This window comes from Stenomitos frigidus ULC18, from assembly GCF_003003795.1.
Lineage (GTDB): Bacteria > Cyanobacteriota > Cyanobacteriia > Leptolyngbyales > Leptolyngbyaceae > Stenomitos > Stenomitos frigidus_A.
In genome coordinates, this window is the sequence record NZ_PVWK01000014.1 from 1 (window position 1) to 17,722 (window position 17,722).

At 51.8% G+C, this 17,722-nt stretch carries 11 protein-coding genes and 1 other RNA gene; 8 read left to right on the plus strand and 4 right to left on the minus strand.

The window, feature by feature from the left end; translation table 11 throughout:
- Nucleotides 1–192 precede the first annotated feature (192 nt).
- The 4 genes from gyrA to C7B82_RS02135 form a co-directional block, all read right to left on the minus strand.
- The gene (gyrA, locus tag C7B82_RS02115) at nucleotides 193–2,901 is read right to left on the minus strand and encodes a DNA gyrase subunit A (RefSeq protein ID WP_106254663.1); all 2,709 of its coding nucleotides are present in this window, start codon (nucleotides 2,899–2,901) and stop codon (nucleotides 193–195) included.
- Between the two features lie 314 nt (nucleotides 2,902–3,215).
- Entirely contained in the window at nucleotides 3,216–3,899 is a 684-nt protein-coding gene (locus C7B82_RS02120) for a DUF4337 domain-containing protein (RefSeq protein WP_106254664.1), read from the minus strand.
- A gap of 720 nt (nucleotides 3,900–4,619) precedes the next feature.
- Nucleotides 4,620–5,318: a pentapeptide repeat-containing protein gene (locus C7B82_RS33530; protein WP_245939692.1), complete on the minus strand. Its 699-nt coding sequence runs from the start codon at nucleotides 5,316–5,318 to the stop codon at nucleotides 4,620–4,622.
- Between the two features lie 521 nt (nucleotides 5,319–5,839).
- Nucleotides 5,840–7,138, minus strand: coding sequence for an acetamidase/formamidase family protein (locus C7B82_RS02135; RefSeq protein ID WP_219903919.1), 1,299 nt, complete (start codon nucleotides 7,136–7,138; stop codon nucleotides 5,840–5,842).
- A gap of 123 nt (nucleotides 7,139–7,261) precedes the next feature.
- On the opposite strand from C7B82_RS02135, the gene C7B82_RS02140 reads away from it, so the two are divergent.
- From C7B82_RS02140 to rnc, 8 genes are all read left to right on the plus strand, one after another.
- Nucleotides 7,262–8,587, plus strand: a complete 1,326-nt coding sequence (locus C7B82_RS02140) for a P-loop NTPase fold protein (RefSeq protein WP_106254666.1) — start codon at nucleotides 7,262–7,264, stop codon at nucleotides 8,585–8,587.
- 346 nt (nucleotides 8,588–8,933) lie between these two features.
- Entirely contained in the window at nucleotides 8,934–12,260 is a 3,327-nt protein-coding gene (locus C7B82_RS02145) for an nSTAND1 domain-containing NTPase (RefSeq protein WP_106254667.1), read from the plus strand.
- A gap of 133 nt (nucleotides 12,261–12,393) precedes the next feature.
- The gene (locus tag C7B82_RS02150; protein ID WP_106254668.1) at nucleotides 12,394–13,209 is read left to right on the plus strand and encodes an HAD family hydrolase; all 816 of its coding nucleotides are present in this window, start codon (nucleotides 12,394–12,396) and stop codon (nucleotides 13,207–13,209) included.
- Between the two features lie 264 nt (nucleotides 13,210–13,473).
- The gene (gene corA / locus C7B82_RS02155) at nucleotides 13,474–14,679 is read left to right on the plus strand and encodes a magnesium/cobalt transporter CorA (RefSeq protein WP_106254669.1); all 1,206 of its coding nucleotides are present in this window, start codon (nucleotides 13,474–13,476) and stop codon (nucleotides 14,677–14,679) included.
- The gene (locus tag C7B82_RS02160; RefSeq protein ID WP_106254670.1) at nucleotides 14,676–15,422 is read left to right on the plus strand and encodes a hypothetical protein; all 747 of its coding nucleotides are present in this window, start codon (nucleotides 14,676–14,678) and stop codon (nucleotides 15,420–15,422) included. Before corA ends, C7B82_RS02160 begins: the two co-directional genes overlap by 4 nt.
- Nucleotides 15,423–15,521: 99 nt before the next feature.
- Nucleotides 15,522–15,998: RNase P RNA component class A (gene rnpB, locus C7B82_RS02165), an RNA gene on the plus strand.
- A 270-nt stretch (nucleotides 15,999–16,268) separates the two neighbouring features.
- On the plus strand, nucleotides 16,269–16,883 hold the full coding sequence (locus tag C7B82_RS02170; RefSeq protein WP_106254671.1) for a hypothetical protein: 615 nt from the start codon (nucleotides 16,269–16,271) through the stop codon (nucleotides 16,881–16,883).
- A 93-nt stretch (nucleotides 16,884–16,976) separates the two neighbouring features.
- On the plus strand, nucleotides 16,977–17,693 hold the full coding sequence (gene rnc, locus C7B82_RS02175) for a ribonuclease III (protein WP_106254672.1): 717 nt from the start codon (nucleotides 16,977–16,979) through the stop codon (nucleotides 17,691–17,693).
- The last annotated feature ends 29 nt before the right edge of the window (nucleotides 17,694–17,722 follow it).

The window sequence follows — 17,722 nt, forward strand, 5'->3', positions numbered from 1 at the left end:
AAAGGGGCGTCCTGGCATGACCCATGACCTCAAAGGGGACTCCTTTAGTTTGGCGCAACTTCATATTTAATTGGTATAAGCTCCACTGTAACGGTGGGGCTGATACAACTGAAAATTGCTATGAGCTTGACGTATAGAAAAACCCTGGATGAACCACTACCGTTCCTCCAGGGTTCTTAGCATTAAGATTGCTTACTGTTGTGCCTCACCTGTTGACTCATGAGCTGTCGTGTCGTCAACTGCGGTTACATCAATAGGCATTTCGGCGATCGCCATTTCTTCAGGGTTATCCTCCAGTCCATCCTCTTCTCCTGTAGAGAGCGGTACTAATGCCACCGCAGCGATCGCATCATCCTCATCTAGCCGCTGGACGCGAACCCCTGTTGCCGATCGCGATTGCGATGAGATGGCGTCAACTGCCTGGCGAATGATGATACCCCGGTTGGTGACCATCATGAGTTCAGCGCCTTCATTGACAATGCGAAGGGCTGCCAGACGATCGCCTTTTTTCCGGAACTTCATAGCAACCAGCCCCATACCAGCACGGTTTTGTAGCCGGAATTGAGAGACGGGAACGCGCTTACCATAGCCGCCCATTGTGACGACCAAAATCCACGGCCCAAGCTGACCGCTGACGGCTGATGGCTGATCGCTCTCTCCGCTCTCGCCATTCTCAACCAGTTCACCGTTCAGTTCCTCTGCTTCAGGTTCAGCATCTGATTCCAAAACCTGAGCTAAATCTGCGACTATCTGGCTGGGCAAAATGTCCATGCCGATGAGGCGATCGCCCTCACGCAAGGACATCGATCGCACACCCCGCGTTGCGCGACCGAGAGGACGCAACTGTTCGTGGCTGGCGCGGAAGTGGATCGATCGCCCCATGCTGGAACCAACAATGATGCTGTCATCCACTCGCGCTCGCCGCACCCAACGCAGCTCATCGCCCTCTTCTAAGGAAATCGCAATCAGACCATTTGCACGAATGTTGCTGAACGCCGTCAGCGCTGTTTTCTTGATGTAGCCCTTGCGAGTGAGCATCACCAGATACTCGTCTTCGCTGAATTCGGTGACGGAGATAAACGCGGTGATTTTTTCTTCGCGGGGAATCGGCAGCATTTGAACGATCGGCGTTCCTCGTGAGGTGCGCGAACCGATTGGAATCTGGTATGCCTTGAGCGCATAGACGACTCCGCGATCGCTGAAAAACAGCACGCTATCGTGGTCGCAGCAGGTGAGAAAATGCTCTACACCGTCGTCTTCCTTCATGCGAGTGCCAGCCTTACCCCGCGTTGCACGGCTTTGGGATTCAAAGGTGTTGACGGGCATCCGTTTAAGGTAGCCTTGCTCGGTCAGCAGAATGACGGCTTTCTCGTTGGCAATCAGGTCAATGTCGCCCAGTTCATCTTCCGATTGCTCAATGACAGTACGGCGTGGCGTGGCGTGCCTAGCGCGAATTTCCGTAATCTCGGTCACGATGATTTCGAGAATTCGTTCGCGGCGTTCCAGAATATCGCGCAGGTCAGCGATCTGGGTTTGCAGCGCTTCGTGCTCTTGCTGGATTTTTTCAGCTTCCAGAGCCGTCAAGCGGCGGAGTTGCATTTGCAGAATGGCATCTGCCTGCTGTTCCGACAGCCCATAGGTGTCGATGAGTTCCTGTTTCGCGGTGGGTGCATCAGCCGCATGACGAATCAAGTTGATGATGGCGTCCAGGTTACCCAGGGCAATCAGCAAACCCTGAAGCAGGTGGTCGCGCTCTTCCGCTTTCCGCAGATAGTAGCGGGTACGGCGTGTGATGGCATCAATACGGAAGTCGAGGAACACTTCCAGGAAGTGCTTCAGCGTGAGTAACTGCGGCTCCCGGTTGACCAGCGCCAGCATGTTCGCGCCGAAATTGGCTTGGAGCGGCGTTTGCTTGTAGAGGTTGTTGAGCACCACGCGGGGATAGGCATCACGCTTGAGTTCGATGACGATCCGCATCCCGTCCCGATCGCTCTCGTCACGAATATCGGAAATGCCTTCCAGTCGCTGCTCGTTAACCATCTCAGCGATTTTCTCGATCAGGGCTGCCTTATTGGTCTGATAGGGCAACTCTGTGATGATGATGGCTTCGCGATCGGGTCGACCTCGATGCTCGATTGTCTCAATTTGCGCGACACCCCGCATGATGATGGAGCCGCGCCCGGTGGTGTATGCCTCACGAATCCCGGTTCGCCCCAGGATTTGCGCGCCTGTCGGGAAATCGGGTCCTGGAATGTACTGCATCAACTCCAGATCCGTCAGAGCAGGATTGTGGATCAGTGCCGTCAGCCCATCGATTAGTTCGCCCAGGTTGTGTGGCGGAATATTCGTCGCCATCCCGACAGCAATACCCGATGACCCATTCAGCAGCAGTTGCGGAATACGTGCAGGCATGACCAGCGGTTCTTGCTGCGACCCGTCGTAGTTGGCACCAAAGTCAACGGTTTCGGCTTCAATATCTTGCAGCAGTGCATCGGTGGTAAGCGACTGCAAGCGACATTCGGTATATCGCATGGCGGCAGGCGGATCGTTGTCGACCGAGCCGAAGTTGCCGTGCCCGTTGATGAGGGGCGATCGCATGGAAAAGTCTTGCGCCATCCGCACCAACGCGTCATACACAGCGGTATCACCGTGAGGATGGTATTTACCGATGACATCCCCAACCACGCGGGCGCATTTACGGAAGGGGCGATCGGGCGACAAACCCAATTCATGCATGGCATACAAAATGCGACGATGCACTGGCTTCAGACCATCCCTAGCGTCGGGAAGCGCCCGTCCCACAATCACGCTCATCGCGTATTCCAGGTAGGAGCGGGACATCTCGTTCCGCAAATCGGTTGGTACGACCCGATCTTGCGGGGTATCCTGGGAGAAGGTCATAGTGCGAAAAACTCCAATACGCAAGCCAGTAGTCGCCGTGGGAGAGGCTTTGAGGGCATCCCAGCATCGACGGTCGCATCGGCGAAGATGCGATCACTTGTACCTCTTTATTGTATCATCGATCGGCCATTTCAGCCGACCGATGCCGTGCGGCGGCTTGCGCCAAAAAGCTTACTGAGAGTGCTTTTCGAACTACGGGCTTACCTTGAACGTGGGTTTTGAGCTAAGACTCGGATTGAGATTAGAAGACGATCAATGTAGAGGGGCGATCGATGGCAGTGGTTTGACCATTGAGGGAGCGGCAGTCGTCATTCTCATCGGTGGTCACTGAGCGGTTCGCGACGAGCAATTTGCCAGGGGGCAGGCTGAGGTTGCTGCGTCAACGGTTTAATCAAAGCATCAGGGTGCAGATTCCAACTTAACAACCCGGCTAACCCCATCACGACGCCAAAGACAGTCGGAATCATGGCGATGCCAAATAGCCAGCGCTTCTGAGACAGAGCCGTGATGGCTAATAAGGAAATCGCTAACGATAAGGCGGCATCGGAGAGATCAAACTGATCATCATGGAAGTTGAGCTGATCGTAGGTTTGCTGATCGGTCTCTGCAACAATCTTTTGCTGTGCTTTCTTCTGATCCTCTTTCGTTGCCAGGGTCTGATATGCCTCAATTTGTTTCTGATACGCCGCTCGATTGGTTGCTGGTTGAGACAAGCTTTGCAGTTGCAGTTGAGCCACTGTTGCCTTCGCAATTTCAGCTCGAAGATTACGAGCCTGATACAGCGCCCAGTCATCAATGCGGTTTGCCTGTGCTTGCTGCATGGCTTGCACAATGTTGTCGTCTTTAACTTTGCAAAGACCAATAAACGTTGCTAGTAGGGCAACCGCGATCGCGACAGCGGTATTTAAGCGACCCTTACGTTGCTCCTGGTCAAGCGCTTTGTCACGATCGGGTTGATTCTCGTCTGTCTCAACGATATCCAGTGGGTCAATAGCCATACAATTTAGTTACGCTCCACTCAACTGCTTTTGATCTTCTATCAAAAGAGACCGAATGTAACCTTGCTGAAGGGGTTTAGGAGATCTAACGGCAGACGTCCTTTTTTCTTAACGTCGAACCTCCTGACGACACAGGGTTGAGATAGACCCGACCCCTGGCTGACTGACACTGGACTTACTGGCAAAATGGGTTTGCGTTAGCCCGGATTTCAATCACGGGCGGGTGAACAACGGAGCAAGCAGCCTCTCATGACGGTTGTCCGATAATCCGCTTTGAACTTCATCGACGAGTATTGATCGCTCTCTGGCGAGTCTTTGAACCTCATCGACGAGTCTTTGAACCTCTCTAACGAGTCTTTGAATCTCGCTCACGAGTGTTGAGCACTCTCCGGAGAGTCTTTGAACCTCTTGAATGAGCCTTTGATATTCGCTGAAGAGTGTTGATCACTCTCCGGAGAGTCTTTGAGCTTCTCCAGAGAGTCTTTGAACCTCGCTCAAGAGTCTTTTATACTCTCTGACGAGTGTTGACCACTCACCGGAGAGTCTTTGAACCTCGCCAGAGAGTCTTTGAACCTTCTCAACGAGTTTTTCACACTCAACGACAAGTCTTTAACAATCTTCTGTAAGGTCTCATGCCCCAAACTTCCCAAAAGGATCTTTACAGACTGGTTTTGAGGTGGTTCCGAAATCAGGGGTTTGAAGATCGCTGAGCCACCTAGGTCAGGGCTTTCCGGGTGGGAGTCTTAACTCTTTACGGAAGGCGGAGTCGTAGTGGGCATCCTGCCAGTTTAGGGCTTGTCTAATTTGCTCGGAGGTGATGCCTTTTGCACCGTTGAGATCAGCACCGTAGAGATTGGCATCGTAGAGATTGGCAAAGAGAAGGTTGGCACCGCTGAGACTGGTTCCATTTAGGTTGAAACCGTGGAGATTGTAAACGTCAAGATCAGCATGACTCAAGTTACTGTGACTTAAGTTAGGGTACCTATACTCTGGGTCATTTTTTACCTTACGTCGCTCAATTACCTTTAATGCCGACTGTACATCCGTCGTCACGGCTGGTAATGGCTTACGCTTCTTAGGTGGAGTGTCTTCCCATGCTTTGGGGAGTGATGACTTGTTCCGTACATACGCTGTTAACACTTCCATCACTGTCCAATGGTCTTTGGGTGAGTCCTTCGCAATCCGCTCTAGTGAGTAAATCCCACCTAACCGCACATCAATATCCTGGCTCCCTAACTGTTCCACTGCTTTCGCAAAGCGATCGGTGATGAGACGCTCTTGACCCTGCTGGTAGTTGACCACTAACCCAATCCCAGCAAAGACCGTCGCAATCAGCCCCAGACCAGAAATCACCACTTTCACGACATCCAGTGCAGCACTAGGAGTCTCAGCGGTCAATGCTAGCCGTACTAATCGCACAACCTGTCCGGGGAGTAGCCACAAGAACCGTAGGAATCTCGCCAGCAGTCGAAAAGGGAATAGAAGCCATTGACGAATTTTCCAGACGGGCGATCGCTCTTGCTTCAGTGCCTCGATCGCTGCCTGCCAGTTGTCATCAGAAGATGCGCTTTCACCCCGCTCCTGCCAGAGTTTGTAAGCCCGCTCGCGGATTTGGGCTTCAGTGAAGGGATTGGGTTTGGGTGGTCATGGCGATCGCTTCACGGCTGGTCAGCAATATTCTTCACAGCCAAGTTACCGTAAACTCAAGCCAAGATCCCCGGTTTCTGATACTGAAAGGTTACTTTACGCGACGTGCGACTTTCCTGAAACGTCTGCCAAGACTGCCCTCTCCCTAGCCCTCTCCCAGCAGGAGAGGGAACCAGAAAAGTCCGAAAGCCCTTCTCCTTGGGGAGAAGGGTTGGGATGAGGGCAAATTAGTGGCACATCGCGTTACTTTGCAAGCTCTGCTAGAAGAAACCGGGGATCTGAGCATTATTGCCTTACTTCGGCACAAACAGGTTTTTCGGCACGGCAGCGTGACAACCTTGGCGGATATCCACGACTTGCGTGACACCAAAGTCAACACCGACAGAGATCATAGAGTACGCTTCATCGGCGCTCATTTTGCGTTTGGTGGTGAGGAAGTCCAGCATCTGGTCAGCGGCTTGACGCATGGCTTTGTTCAAGTCCTGGTTGAAGCCGTGGGTGATCCAGTGTGAATCGGTTTCCAGGATCGGGTTGGTGATGGGGAAATCCTTCAGCACGAAGATCTGGATATAGGAATTCATGGAGGCTTCGATCGCCGTTCCCGCCAGTTCCGCATCACCCTGCGCCATGTGGCTATCGCCCACAAAGAAGTTTGCACCTTTGTTGAACACGGGATAGTACATCGTCGCACCTGCCCCAATGCGCCAGTTGTCGATATTACCGCCAAAGGGACCCGGCGGAATGCTGTTAATGCGTCCGCTTTCTTGCGGTGCCACGCCCATTACACCAAAGTGAGGACGGAGCGGAATCGACACCTTCATCTTAATTTTCTCCCGCGAGGCTGCGTCGGGAGCGGTTACAAAGCCGGGTTTATCATACTTGGGACGGCCTTTGAAGTCGTAGGCGAAGGCGGGATACGCCAGCGCTGCTTCCATGTCAATTTTGTAGATGGTGATGCGCTCTTTTTTGAAGGTGTCGTACAGGTAACCCCAGTGCGCTGCAATGTTGCTGCCGTAGGGCAGACGCGGTTCAGTCTTGAGAATGCGTACCATTAAGGTATCGCCCGGTTCTGCTCCTCGTACCGAGATTGGACCCGTCATGATGTGGACACCGGGACCGCGATCGAGCACTTTGTCGTACACCGCTTTCACACCTGCATCCATCAGCAAATCAGGGGCATCGCCTGCATGGTGCGTTAGCGCTTCAATGTAGACGATATCGCCCGGATCGACCGTCATCACTGGGGGTTGTGTTTTGTCAAAGTAGCCCCAAAAGCAAGTTTCTGGTGTGGCTTTGAGGACGTGAAGCTTTTTCGCATCCCGAATCATGTCAGCCGCCATCAGAGTTTCCGATTTTGCCTCGGCTTTGTCACCCCGGAGAAAGCTCACGGCAAAGTTGCCACCCACCGCAGCGGCGGCTCCAGCAGAGGCCAGAAACGCTCGTCGAGATTGTTGTGAGAGGAAGGTCGGATGTTTCTTTAAAAACTCTGCTTCAGTCACATCGGCTGGGCTAGTACCACTTTCGTGCTCACTGGTTGCATCATGGTGATGGTGAGGCTCGTTATGATCGTGCTGATGCTTGTGCTTGGTCATGAATCTGTTTAACCCTGTGCCAGTTTATTGTGACAGGCAAAATCCTACGGATTGTACAGAGATTCATTTGTATAGGTCATTACATCGATACGTTACTTAATCGCTTGAGACATCTTGTTACACATGCCTATCAATGCGTCTGAGTTCCTCAAAGCCTGCGATCCAAGCCGAGCCTTGTCGATCGGCAATCCGCAAGACCGGAATTATTACATTGATTTTGCACCTGTGCGAGGTAGCAATATTATCCAGGAGTTGAAGCGCACGATCGCTCTACTCGCCAACGAAGGTACTTGCCAGCTTTTTACAGGACACATCGGCTGCGGCAAATCGACCGAATTGTTACGTCTTAAAACCGAGCTAGAACAGTTGGGTTTCTACGTCGTTTACTTTGTGTCGACTGAAGATTTGGATATGTCAGACGTGGATGTCACGGACATTTTGATTGCGATCGCTCATCAAGTCAGCGAAAAACTGGAAGCTGATCAGATCAAACTGAAGCCTAAATACTTCGCGAATTTATTTGCCGAAATTGGCGAAATTCTGCAAACTCCCATTGAAATCTCGCAGGTTGATTTCTCTGTTGGCATTAGCAAAATTACTGCTCGTACCAAAGACAGCCCGCGCTTGCGCAATCAGCTTCGGCAGTACATGGAACCCCGCACCAACGGTATCCTGCAATCGCTAAATGAGGAACTGCTTGGACAGGCAAACCTGGAGCTTAAGCAGCGCGGCAAACAAGGATTGGTGGTGATTATTGATAACCTCGATCGCGTGGATGCACGACAGCTGCCATCGGGGCGGACGCAGCCAGAATATTTGTTTGTCGATCGGGGCGAGCAGCTATCCAAACTCAACTGCCATGTGGTCTATACCATTCCACTCGCGCTGGTTTTTTCCAACGAAGTTGAAATTTTGAAGCAGTGGTTTGGCGGTGGCGTCTCACCCAAAATTTTGCCGATGGTGCCAGTCCGAAAGCGCAATGGGCACCCCTATGATGAGGGCATTGCGCTCTTGCGCCAAATGGTATTGGCACGCGCCTTTCCCGGTGTAAACGCGACGCAACGACTGGCCCGCATTCAAGAGGTGTTCGAACGCGTTGAGACCCTCGATCGCCTCTGCCTCGTCAGCGGTGGTCATGTCCGAAATTTGCTGGGTCTCTTGCGCAATTGCGTCCAGCAAGGCGATCCGCCTTTTTCTCACCATGCGATCGAACATGTGATTCGAGGGCAACGCGATGCACTGGTGAGAACGATCGACGATGAGGAATGGGCGCTCATTCTCCAGGTTGTGGAACAGCAAAGTGCTAGAGGTGAAGTGGAGTATCAAACCCTTCTCCGCAGCATGTTCATGTTTGAGTATCAGGATCAACAGGGTGGCTGGTTTGGCATCAACCCGATGCTGGCAGAAACAAAGCGGTATCAAACGTGGGCTGTGGCGCAGTTAGGGTGAGGGGTAAGGGGCTGTAAAGAAATAACGTCATGGACTGTAGCGGTCAGCCGTCAGCGGTCAGCCATTAGAGAAAAGTTGACCGCTGATAGCTGATAGCTAATCCAAAAGTATGCAGTTATTTTTTAACAAGTCCTAAGGGGAGAGGGGAGAGGGGTAAGAGTTTTGAGTTTTGAGTTGGGCGAGGGGCAAGGAGCGGGGAACTATGGTCGTAGGAAGGGGCGTCTACTGATCCATCACCTGAAATCTGGCATCCATTCCCCTACACCCCACACCCCACACCCTACTCCCCATTCCCATCCGAGGATGTAACGTAGAACTATAGGGTATTAGAAGGGCTGTACCAGCTATGAGTACGACCGAACACCCACAACTAGATGTGCAGGTAGAGAATGAGCGATCGCTGGATACGCTGGTGCGTGCCATTACGCTCTCGCAGCATCAGTTCGCGCTGATTTTGGTGCGCTGCAACTACACCAAGCTACGCGAGCGCATGGTAGAGCAACTGAAAGAACGCTGCCCCTTTCCCATCCAAGAATATACGCTGCCGGAATCGACCACAACGCTTTACACCCGGATTCGGACAAAGCTAGAAGACAATGAGCAGGGAGGCGAGGCGGACGCAGAGAGTCGGGGAAGCGAGGGAGCAGTAGAGGCTGAGAGAGAACGAATAGCGAACAACCAACCACCAACCACCAACCACCAACCTAACTCAACACTCAACACTCAACACTCTTCTCCCCCCCTTTGCCAGCCGCCTAATGCCCTCATGATCTTTGGGTTGGAGTCGGTAACAGCGCTCGACCAGGTGCTGGTAGCTACAAATCTGGTGCGCGAGGAGTTGAGCAAAAAATTTCCGTTTCCGCTGGTGCTGTGGATGAACGATCGCGTGCTGGCAAAACTCGATCGGCTGGCACCCGATTTGAAAAGTTGGGCAGGAAATACCGTTATTCCCTTTGATGTGGCCATCGACGCGTTGCTAGAGGGCTTGCGTCAGCATACCGATCGCCTGTTCACATCCATCCTTGAAGCAGGCGATGAACAGTTTCTACCCAACTGGGCACAGCTTCAACAGGGCAATGCCAGCCTATGGGGCACCAATTCGCTCCGGCGAACCGAGCTGGAATTTGCCTTCGATCGCATTCTGACGAGTGGTCAAGCCCTTGATCCAGCACTGCAAGCCAGCCTCGACTTTTTGCTTGCTCAAGATGCGCATGCACATGGGGAATTGGAGACCGCACGCACCTGTTATGAACATAGTCTGGCGTTTTGGCGCGAAGAAAGTAAACGACAGCAAGCGCAAAAGCTGTCGGAGACATTTGTCCTGTTGCCGTCTGCCATTGAACGTGCGGCTTGTGTCCTCGTTTATCTAGGGCTGTGGTGGCGATCGCAGGCCATGCAACAGCGCACGACTTATACCAATGCGTGCCAGCAGGCGCGAAACTACTTTCGGCGCGGGCTGCAAGTCTTTGAGCAGGCCAACCGTCAGGATCTCGTGGCGCGCTTTATCATCCCGCAGGCAGAGGCCTTGCAGAAACTGCAGCAGTGGCATGAGTTAGAGGCACTGGCCAAACATGCGTTAGTGTTGCACAAGCTCTATGCCGATCCAGTTAGACAGGCTCGTGATCATGGCTTTCTGGCAGAGGTGGCTTTAGCGCGTTCTGACTGGACAGAGGCCAAGCAACAGGTGGAAACAGCGCTGCAAATACTGACGACAACAGCCGCCACGCTAGAGAATGGGGTCGATACACACAACGTCCACCTGGAATACAGCCTGGAAGTCGCAAGGCGCTATCACCAGGGTTGGTATCTACTGTTGCTGGCGAAGGCAGAAGAAAAGCTGGAACACGTAGAAACCGCGATCGCGCATCTGGAAACAGCTCAAAACCAGGCCTATCCGCCTGATGACCCTCAACTTTACATCGAAATTCTCCGGAAACTGCGCGATCTCTACTTCCAGCAGGGACGTTACCACGAAGCGTTTCAGACCAAACAAACGCGGCGATCGCTTGAACACCAGTATGGCTTTCGCGCGTTTATTGGCGCACTCCGTCTGGAACCGCAGCAATCTCTGCTCACTCTCATTCCTGGCCAACGCCCCCCCGAAGCGCCATTAGCTCAGGAAATTAAAGCCTCTGGTCGTCAGCAAGATGTCAATCGTCTGGTCGTTCGCATGGGGCGCAACGACATCAAACTGACTGTGATTCACGGCCCCTCTGGAGTGGGCAAAAGTTCGATCGTCAATGCGGGGTTAGTCCCAGCGCTGCACGATCGGCTGATTGGCGATCGCATTGCCTTGCCCATCCTGCTGGATATCTACACCGATTGGCAAACAGCATTGGAAGAGAAATTGGCGATCGCAATGGGGCAGCCGTCAAGCAATAGCGGTCAGCCGTCAGCCGTCAGCGGTCAGTCGTCAGCAATCAGTCAACCCTCTCTAGCGCCGCTGCGCGAAGCGAGTCCGGAGGACTCAGCGTTACTCGACACTCAAACCTCAAAACTTCCTTCCCCCACATCCTCACTTATTGCCCAACTCCGCCAGGCAACCAGTCTCAATTTCACCCCTGTTCTCATCTTTGACCAGTTTGAAGAGTTCTTCTTTGTCCATGAGCCATTGCAACAGCGTCGGCCGTTTTATGAGTTTTTGCGCGACTGCCTGAATCTTGATTTTGTCAAAGTTGTCTTAACGCTGCGGGAAGACTACCTCCACTACCTGCTGGAGTTTCAGCGTCTTGCCAGTCGGGATGGCATCAACCTGGATAGCATCAACGATATTCTGGGCAAAGATGTTCGCTATCCCTTGGGAGACTTTTCACCAGCTGATGCGCGATCAATTATCAAAAGCCTGACCGATCGCGCTCAGTTTTACCTGGACGACGCACTGGTCGATGCGTTAGTAAGCGATTTGGCAGATGAATTGGGCGAAGTCCGGGCGATCGAACTGCAAGCGGTCGGTGCTGAACTGCAAGCCGAGGGCATTACGACCTTAGAAGACTACCGCCAAAAAGGCCCCAAAGAAAAACTGGTGGCCCGATCGCTCGAAAACATCATCGAAGATTGTGGTCCTGAAAATGAAGATGCCGCGCGGATTGTCCTCTTTATGTTGACGAACGAAAATGGCACGCGCCCGCTCAAAAGCCGCGATGATCTGGAAACCGATCTGGTCGATCTGGGGTTGACCGCTGAAATTAATAAACTTGATCTCGTGCTAGAGGTGCTCGTGGGCTCTGGGCTACTGTTTCTAGTGCCCGAAAACCCTGCTAATCGCTATCAATTGGTACACGATTATCTCGTTAGCTTCATTCGTCAACAGCAGGGCGAAACCGTTGCCGACTTGGAGCGGCGCGATCGCTATGAGTCAGCCTCGTTAATACCCGAACCAGTGGTCAAACGGCTGATTAGTCTACGGCAGCAAAACGTTTTCCTCAAAACAAAACTCAAACAACTGCACGCGCTTAGACGTGTGCTGCCATCGCTACTGGTGATTGTTTCCCTGGCTCTGCTGCTAGTGGTTGCTGTATTTGGCATGACACCACCAGAGGTAGAACAGCAAGTTGAGATAGGAAGCGTTTATACCTTTGTCAAAACCAGCCACCAGCCACCTCTGCCCAGTCAAGACGCCCCGAAGCCTATCAGCTTTGGACTGAGCACACAGGAGCCAGAAGGCAGACTCTAAAGACCTTTCAGGCTTTGTCTAAGCCCTTTTCCTAACTTCTTTTTCTAACAGCAAACCGCTGTGCCTCATACTGCACTGTGATTGAGTCAGTTGCGGTAGGGTAAAGAGCAATGTCATTGAACCTCCTACAGCCATGTCTGTCAATGCTCCTACCGTACTTGCGCTCGACTTTGATGGTGTCCTCTGCAATGGCATGAAGGAATACTTTCAGACGGCATGGCGTGCTTACTGCAACCTTTGGCAGCTAGAAGTCTCCACGCCTCCAGACGGCTTGGCTGAGCGCTTCTACCGCACTCGCCCAGTCGTCGAAACGGGGTGGGAAATGCCGTTATTGCTGCGATCGCTCCTACTCGGCACACCTGAAACCGATATCCTCCTCAATTGGAGCACGATCGCCAAACAACAGGCAGCCACGGATGGCGTAGAACCAGCCCAGCTCGCCGCCGAAGTCGATGGGGTTCGCGATCGATGGATTAAGCAAGACGTGGATAGCTGGCTAGCAGAGCAAACGTTCTATCCCGGCATCATTCCGCAACTCCAAGCCTGGTTGACCAGCTCAACGCAAGTGGTGATTATCAGCACTAAAGAAGGACGCTTTATCCAACAACTACTGCGGCAGCAAAACGTCGATTTCACCAGGTTGCAAATTTTTGGCAAAGAGGTAAAGCGTTCTAAACCGGAAACGCTGCGATCGCTGATAGCAGAACACAACAGCACACAGCGCGATCGTGCTGCTACCTTTTGGTTTGTAGAAGATCGCCTACAAACGCTACAGGCCGTGCGTCATCAGGCAGATCTAGCCGACGTGGACTTGTTTCTAGCCGACTGGGGCTACAACACGCAAGCAGAACGCGATGCTGTCATGCATGAGCCGCGCATCCATCTATTATCATTGCCACAGCTCAGCCAAGGTTGGACAGCGTGGATAACCGAAAACCGCTTAAAGTAAAGCCTATCGCCAGATTAGCGGTTGTTCATGGAGCGTTTCTGCAGGGTAAGTGCGGCTGCATAACTAGCGCAAAGCCATGACTGAAGGGCTATCAAACCTCTGTAGGTTAAAGCAAGCGCGACCAAGTCTGTGTTTCTTGCAGCCTTCAGCGCAGCAACACTTGAGCTGTTTAGTCGCGACGGGCAAATCAGCATGAGCGATCGCTGAGTAAAGTTGCTTAAATTGGGGAAGGCCTTAACCCAGTAGTCAACGAGGTAACTCCGAATGGTCGAGCATCGCTTCCCAAACACCAAGCCATTGGCTGATCACTCCCTCGACGATGATTCCTACCTCGACTACTTCTACGACATACCAGGCAGTATGCCAGGCACGCTCAACATTGAGTCAGATGCGTCTCCACCTATCATCGTGCTGATTGACTACAACGAAGCGCAAGCCGTGCGGCAGGAGGTTGAGACGCCTGAAGAATGCGTCCCCTTTTTAGACAGCGAATCGGTCTCCTGGGTCGATGTCAAAGGACTTGGTAGCGAAGATATTCTGCGCCGGTTGGGGCAAGTGTTTAGCCTCCATCCCCTGGTATTGGAGGACATTGTTAATGTGCCGCAGCGCCCTAAAATCGAAGAATATGATGATCAACTCCTGATCATTGCGCGAATGGTAACCATGAAGTCGTCCGGCAGCGGCTTTGTGAGCGAGCAGGTCAGCCTGATTCTGGGCCGTCACTACCTGCTTACCGTTCAGGAAGAACCTGAGTACGATTGCTTTGGACCCATTCGTGAACGCTTGCGCACTGGCAAAGGTACCATCCGCAAACAAGGAGCCGATTACCTGGCATATGCCCTGCTAGACTCCATCATTGATGGTTTTTTTCCTGTACTAGAAGAGTACGGAGAAAAAATTGAAGAACTAGAAGATGAAGTTGTTTCTAACCCTTCTCGCCAAACTCTGGAGAAAATTCACTCTGTCAAACGTGAATTGTTAGGACTGCGGCGTGCTATTTGGCCTCAACGTGATGCGATCAATGCCCTCATTCGCGATGGTAACGACCTGATTAGCCATGAGGTGAATATCTACTTGAGAGATTGCTACGACCATGCAATTCAAGTGCTCGATATGGTAGAAACGTATCGCGAACTCACAGCTAGCTTGATGGACGTCTACTTATCGTCAATCAGCAATAAAATGAACGAAATCATGAAGCTGTTAACCGTGATCTCGTCCATCTTTATTCCCCTGACGTTCATTGCTGGCGTTTACGGCATGAACTTTGATCCGTCTAAGTCGCCTCTCAACATGCCAGAGCTTGAGTGGTATTGGGGCTATCCGGCTTGTTGGGCTGTTATGCTAACAACAGCATTCGGGCTTGTCTACTTCTTTTGGCGACGAGGATGGTTTGAAAACCTTTCGACTGTTGTAACTAAAGACACTGCTTCTGGTAAGCATTTGCCCCATTCTTTGATGCGCCGATGAACCTCGTTGATCCAATTATCCTGACCGCTTATTTGCTGTGTATCACCTATTTTCTGTATCGCATTATTGAGGCGTTCAACGATGAGTTCACGGTGCGGCTGGATACAGATTTTTTGAATACTCAACTCAACGAACAAAATCTGCAGGACTTACTGGCTATTAGCTTTAAATTTGATAGCCGCTATGAATTTGACAAGCTGAAGCAATTGGCAGTGAGCATCAGCAACAAAGCCGGGTATGAAAAAGCGGATAACAAACCACACGGCATTTCCATTTATGTGGATTGGGACTACTGCGCGTTCACTAATCTGGACGGTCGATCGCGCCGCGTTACCCGCTTAATGCCTGGTACAACCGTGGATCTATTTCAAAATCAAGTGTTCAGCACGATCGCGCCCAACACCACACTCAAAGAAACCATCACAGCGGAAGACCTGCTGCAGCGCAAAGGCGAACGCAAAGACGACAAGCTCGATAGCGCGTCTCCAATGAACCTGGAAATTGAAGTGGTCAAACCCCTTATTGACTTATCAAAGCCGGATCCAAAAGCATCTGCGGATGAAAAAGAACGCTATGCAAAGTTTATGCAACGATACGAAGACCTGATTTTTTTTCTCGAATTGTCATTGCGGATTGTGGGTCCAAACCAATCTATTGGTGGCGATCGTGTCTACATCCTCTGCAAATTTGTCATGCACAAACTCCCTTGGACAGCTGGTTTACCGTGGAATCCGAAGAAATAGCGCGTAAACGGAAACAGGTAAAGATGGGAAGTAGGGAGTGAGGCAGGCAAGGGAAGCAAGAGCAGACGATTCCACCACAGACTAAACTGAAGACGGAGGAGAGTAGGCGCAGGCAGTTGCGGCTAGTAGTCAAGAGCCTCGTGCTTAGGACTGCAATCCGAGGAAAGTCCGGGCTTCTCAAAGACCAAACTTGCTGGGTAACGCCCAGTGCGGGTGACCGTGAGGATAGTGCCACAGAAAGATACCGCCGGTCAGAAGTTTTGAATTACGAGTTACGAGTTTTGAGTTACGAACTTAAAACTCAAAACTTAAAACTCAAAACTTCTTCGGTAAGGGTGCAAAGGTGCGGTAAGAGCGCACCAGCAGCATCGAGAGGTGCTGGCTCGGTAAACCCCGGTTGGAAGCAAGGCTGCGGAACAACGGTTGGTCTTTTACCAGTTCCATGCAAAGGTGAGGTTGCCTCATCTCTGCCCGTCCGCTTGAGGCGCTTGGTAACAAGTGACCCAGATAGATAACTGCCGTCTTAGATGCATGGCATTTAGGACAACAGAACCCGGCTTATGTCCTGCTCTCCTCTATTCCCATAGTCCCAAAACGTCCTGATTCCCAAAACGTTCTTCTGGCGAACGGGCTTTCTGGATGGTTTTATCGAACTTTGTTGATTCAACAACGAAATATATAGTTTCGGCAAAGCAGCATTGGTAGCCTGTACGCTCTTTTGAACCTGCACTAGGATGAGGGCACCAGCGACGAAATTGACGCGTATGTATTGTTGAATGCGCTGTTAGATATGCGTAACAGATGATGCCTTGAGAGGTTACGTAGCAGCGTTTACAGGGTAAGGACGTGAGTAACCAGACCTCCCAGATTTCAGTAGCAAGTGGACTTGAAACAGCGTTGAATGCTCAGCAGCTACTAGCGGTGGGAGAGCATAAACGGAGTGGCTTAATTATCTGTAAGGCTTACCACGCAGAGTTTGCGGGTCCCGGTGCCATTGTAGGGACGGTGGTAGAGCAAGCCTGTGTGCACGTCATTGCGATCGGTGCTCCCGAAATCATACCCGTTGTCACGCACCAGCAGCGTCAGACCGCCTACAGCCGTAGAATTCAGTGGATTCGTTGGCTGCAAAAGATTACAGAACATACAGACCCGCTTCAGAGAGCTGAGAAACTGTTTGCCAGCTTTGAAGAGTTTTTTGGTGCGCAAGCGCTGATGCACTTATCCGATGAGGTGCTGGCTTTACTGATTGGTGTGTTGCCACCAACGATCATGACCGTACGATCGCGCCATCCGCTTCCAGAATCATTGCATGCACTGGAGCTTCCATCCTCCTATGAGCCGAAGAAATTTGGCTCGGCCCGGCTGCATACACGCTTGTCTCATACTAGCAGCAGTCATACATCGACCAAAACTTCTGCTAGCTTTTTAGATGCGCTCTACAACATCCCTAGCCGCGACTAACCGAGTCGTAGCATGGCTGAGGCTCAGAGACCTGATACTCAGAGACCTGATACTCAGAGACCTGATACTCAGAGACCTGATACACTGTCAGGCATGACACTTCAGTACCCCCACCGCCAAAAGCAGCTGCAAAGCTTGGTGCAAAAACTAGGGCTGCCTGAGCCATCACCGATCCAATGGCAGTTGCTCGATTTGGCCCTGACGCATCCTACCGTATCAGCGACTGCAAACTACGAGCAGCTTGAGTTTGTTGGTGATGCAGTGGTGCGTTTAGCGACGGCTGTTTTTTTACTAGAAACCTATCCTGAGTTGCCAGTGGGAGAGTTTGCAGCCATTCGATCGGTACTGGTGAGCGATCGCATTCTGGCGCAACTGGCTGCTAGCTATCGGTTAGAACAATATTTGCTGGTTTCCGACAGCGCTTTGAAGGACAAACTCGGTCAAGAATCCCGTTTGGCGGATTCGTTTGAGGCCGTGTTAGCGGCTCTTTACCTGAGTACGCAGACGCTCGTACTGGTACGTCCCTGTCTGGATCACCACTTTCGACAGTTGGTTGCCGAGATCCTTAGTGATCCGGCACGCCAAAACTATAAAGCCGCGCTGCAGGAATGGAGCCAGGCACACTACAAGACGCTGCCAGAGTATCGAGTGATTCAATCAGGGCAGGCTCAAGATCAGGATCAGCGCTTTACGGCAGAAGTCTGGTTGCACAATGAGCGGCTGGGGCAGGGGAGAGGACGATCGATTAAAGCAGCAGAGCAAGCCGCTGCACAAGTAGCATTTACCTTGGTTAGCAAGAGTTTGCCTTAGCTCACAGCCAATGACCGGGCCTACTCAGT

Bases quoted from the DNA above. Each gene is read 5' to 3' on its own strand.
- C7B82_RS02160 (WP_106254670.1), top strand. From the start codon at position 14,676: ATGAACCTCGTTGATCCAATTATCCTGACCGCTTATTTGCTGTGTATC.
- C7B82_RS02140 (WP_106254666.1), top strand. From the start codon at position 7,262: ATGCCTATCAATGCGTCTGAGTTCCTCAAAGCCTGCGATCCAAGCCGA.
- gyrA (WP_106254663.1), bottom strand. From the start codon at position 2,901: ATGACCTTCTCCCAGGATACCCCGCAAGATCGGGTCGTACCAACCGAT.
- corA (WP_106254669.1), top strand. From the start codon at position 13,474: ATGGTCGAGCATCGCTTCCCAAACACCAAGCCATTGGCTGATCACTCC.
- rnc (WP_106254672.1), top strand. From the start codon at position 16,977: ATGACACTTCAGTACCCCCACCGCCAAAAGCAGCTGCAAAGCTTGGTG.
- C7B82_RS02145 (WP_106254667.1), top strand. From the start codon at position 8,934: ATGAGTACGACCGAACACCCACAACTAGATGTGCAGGTAGAGAATGAG.
- C7B82_RS02120 (WP_106254664.1), bottom strand. From the start codon at position 3,899: ATGGCTATTGACCCACTGGATATCGTTGAGACAGACGAGAATCAACCC.
- C7B82_RS02135 (WP_219903919.1), bottom strand. From the start codon at position 7,138: ATGACCAAGCACAAGCATCAGCACGATCATAACGAGCCTCACCATCAC.
- C7B82_RS02150 (WP_106254668.1), top strand. From the start codon at position 12,394: ATGTCTGTCAATGCTCCTACCGTACTTGCGCTCGACTTTGATGGTGTC.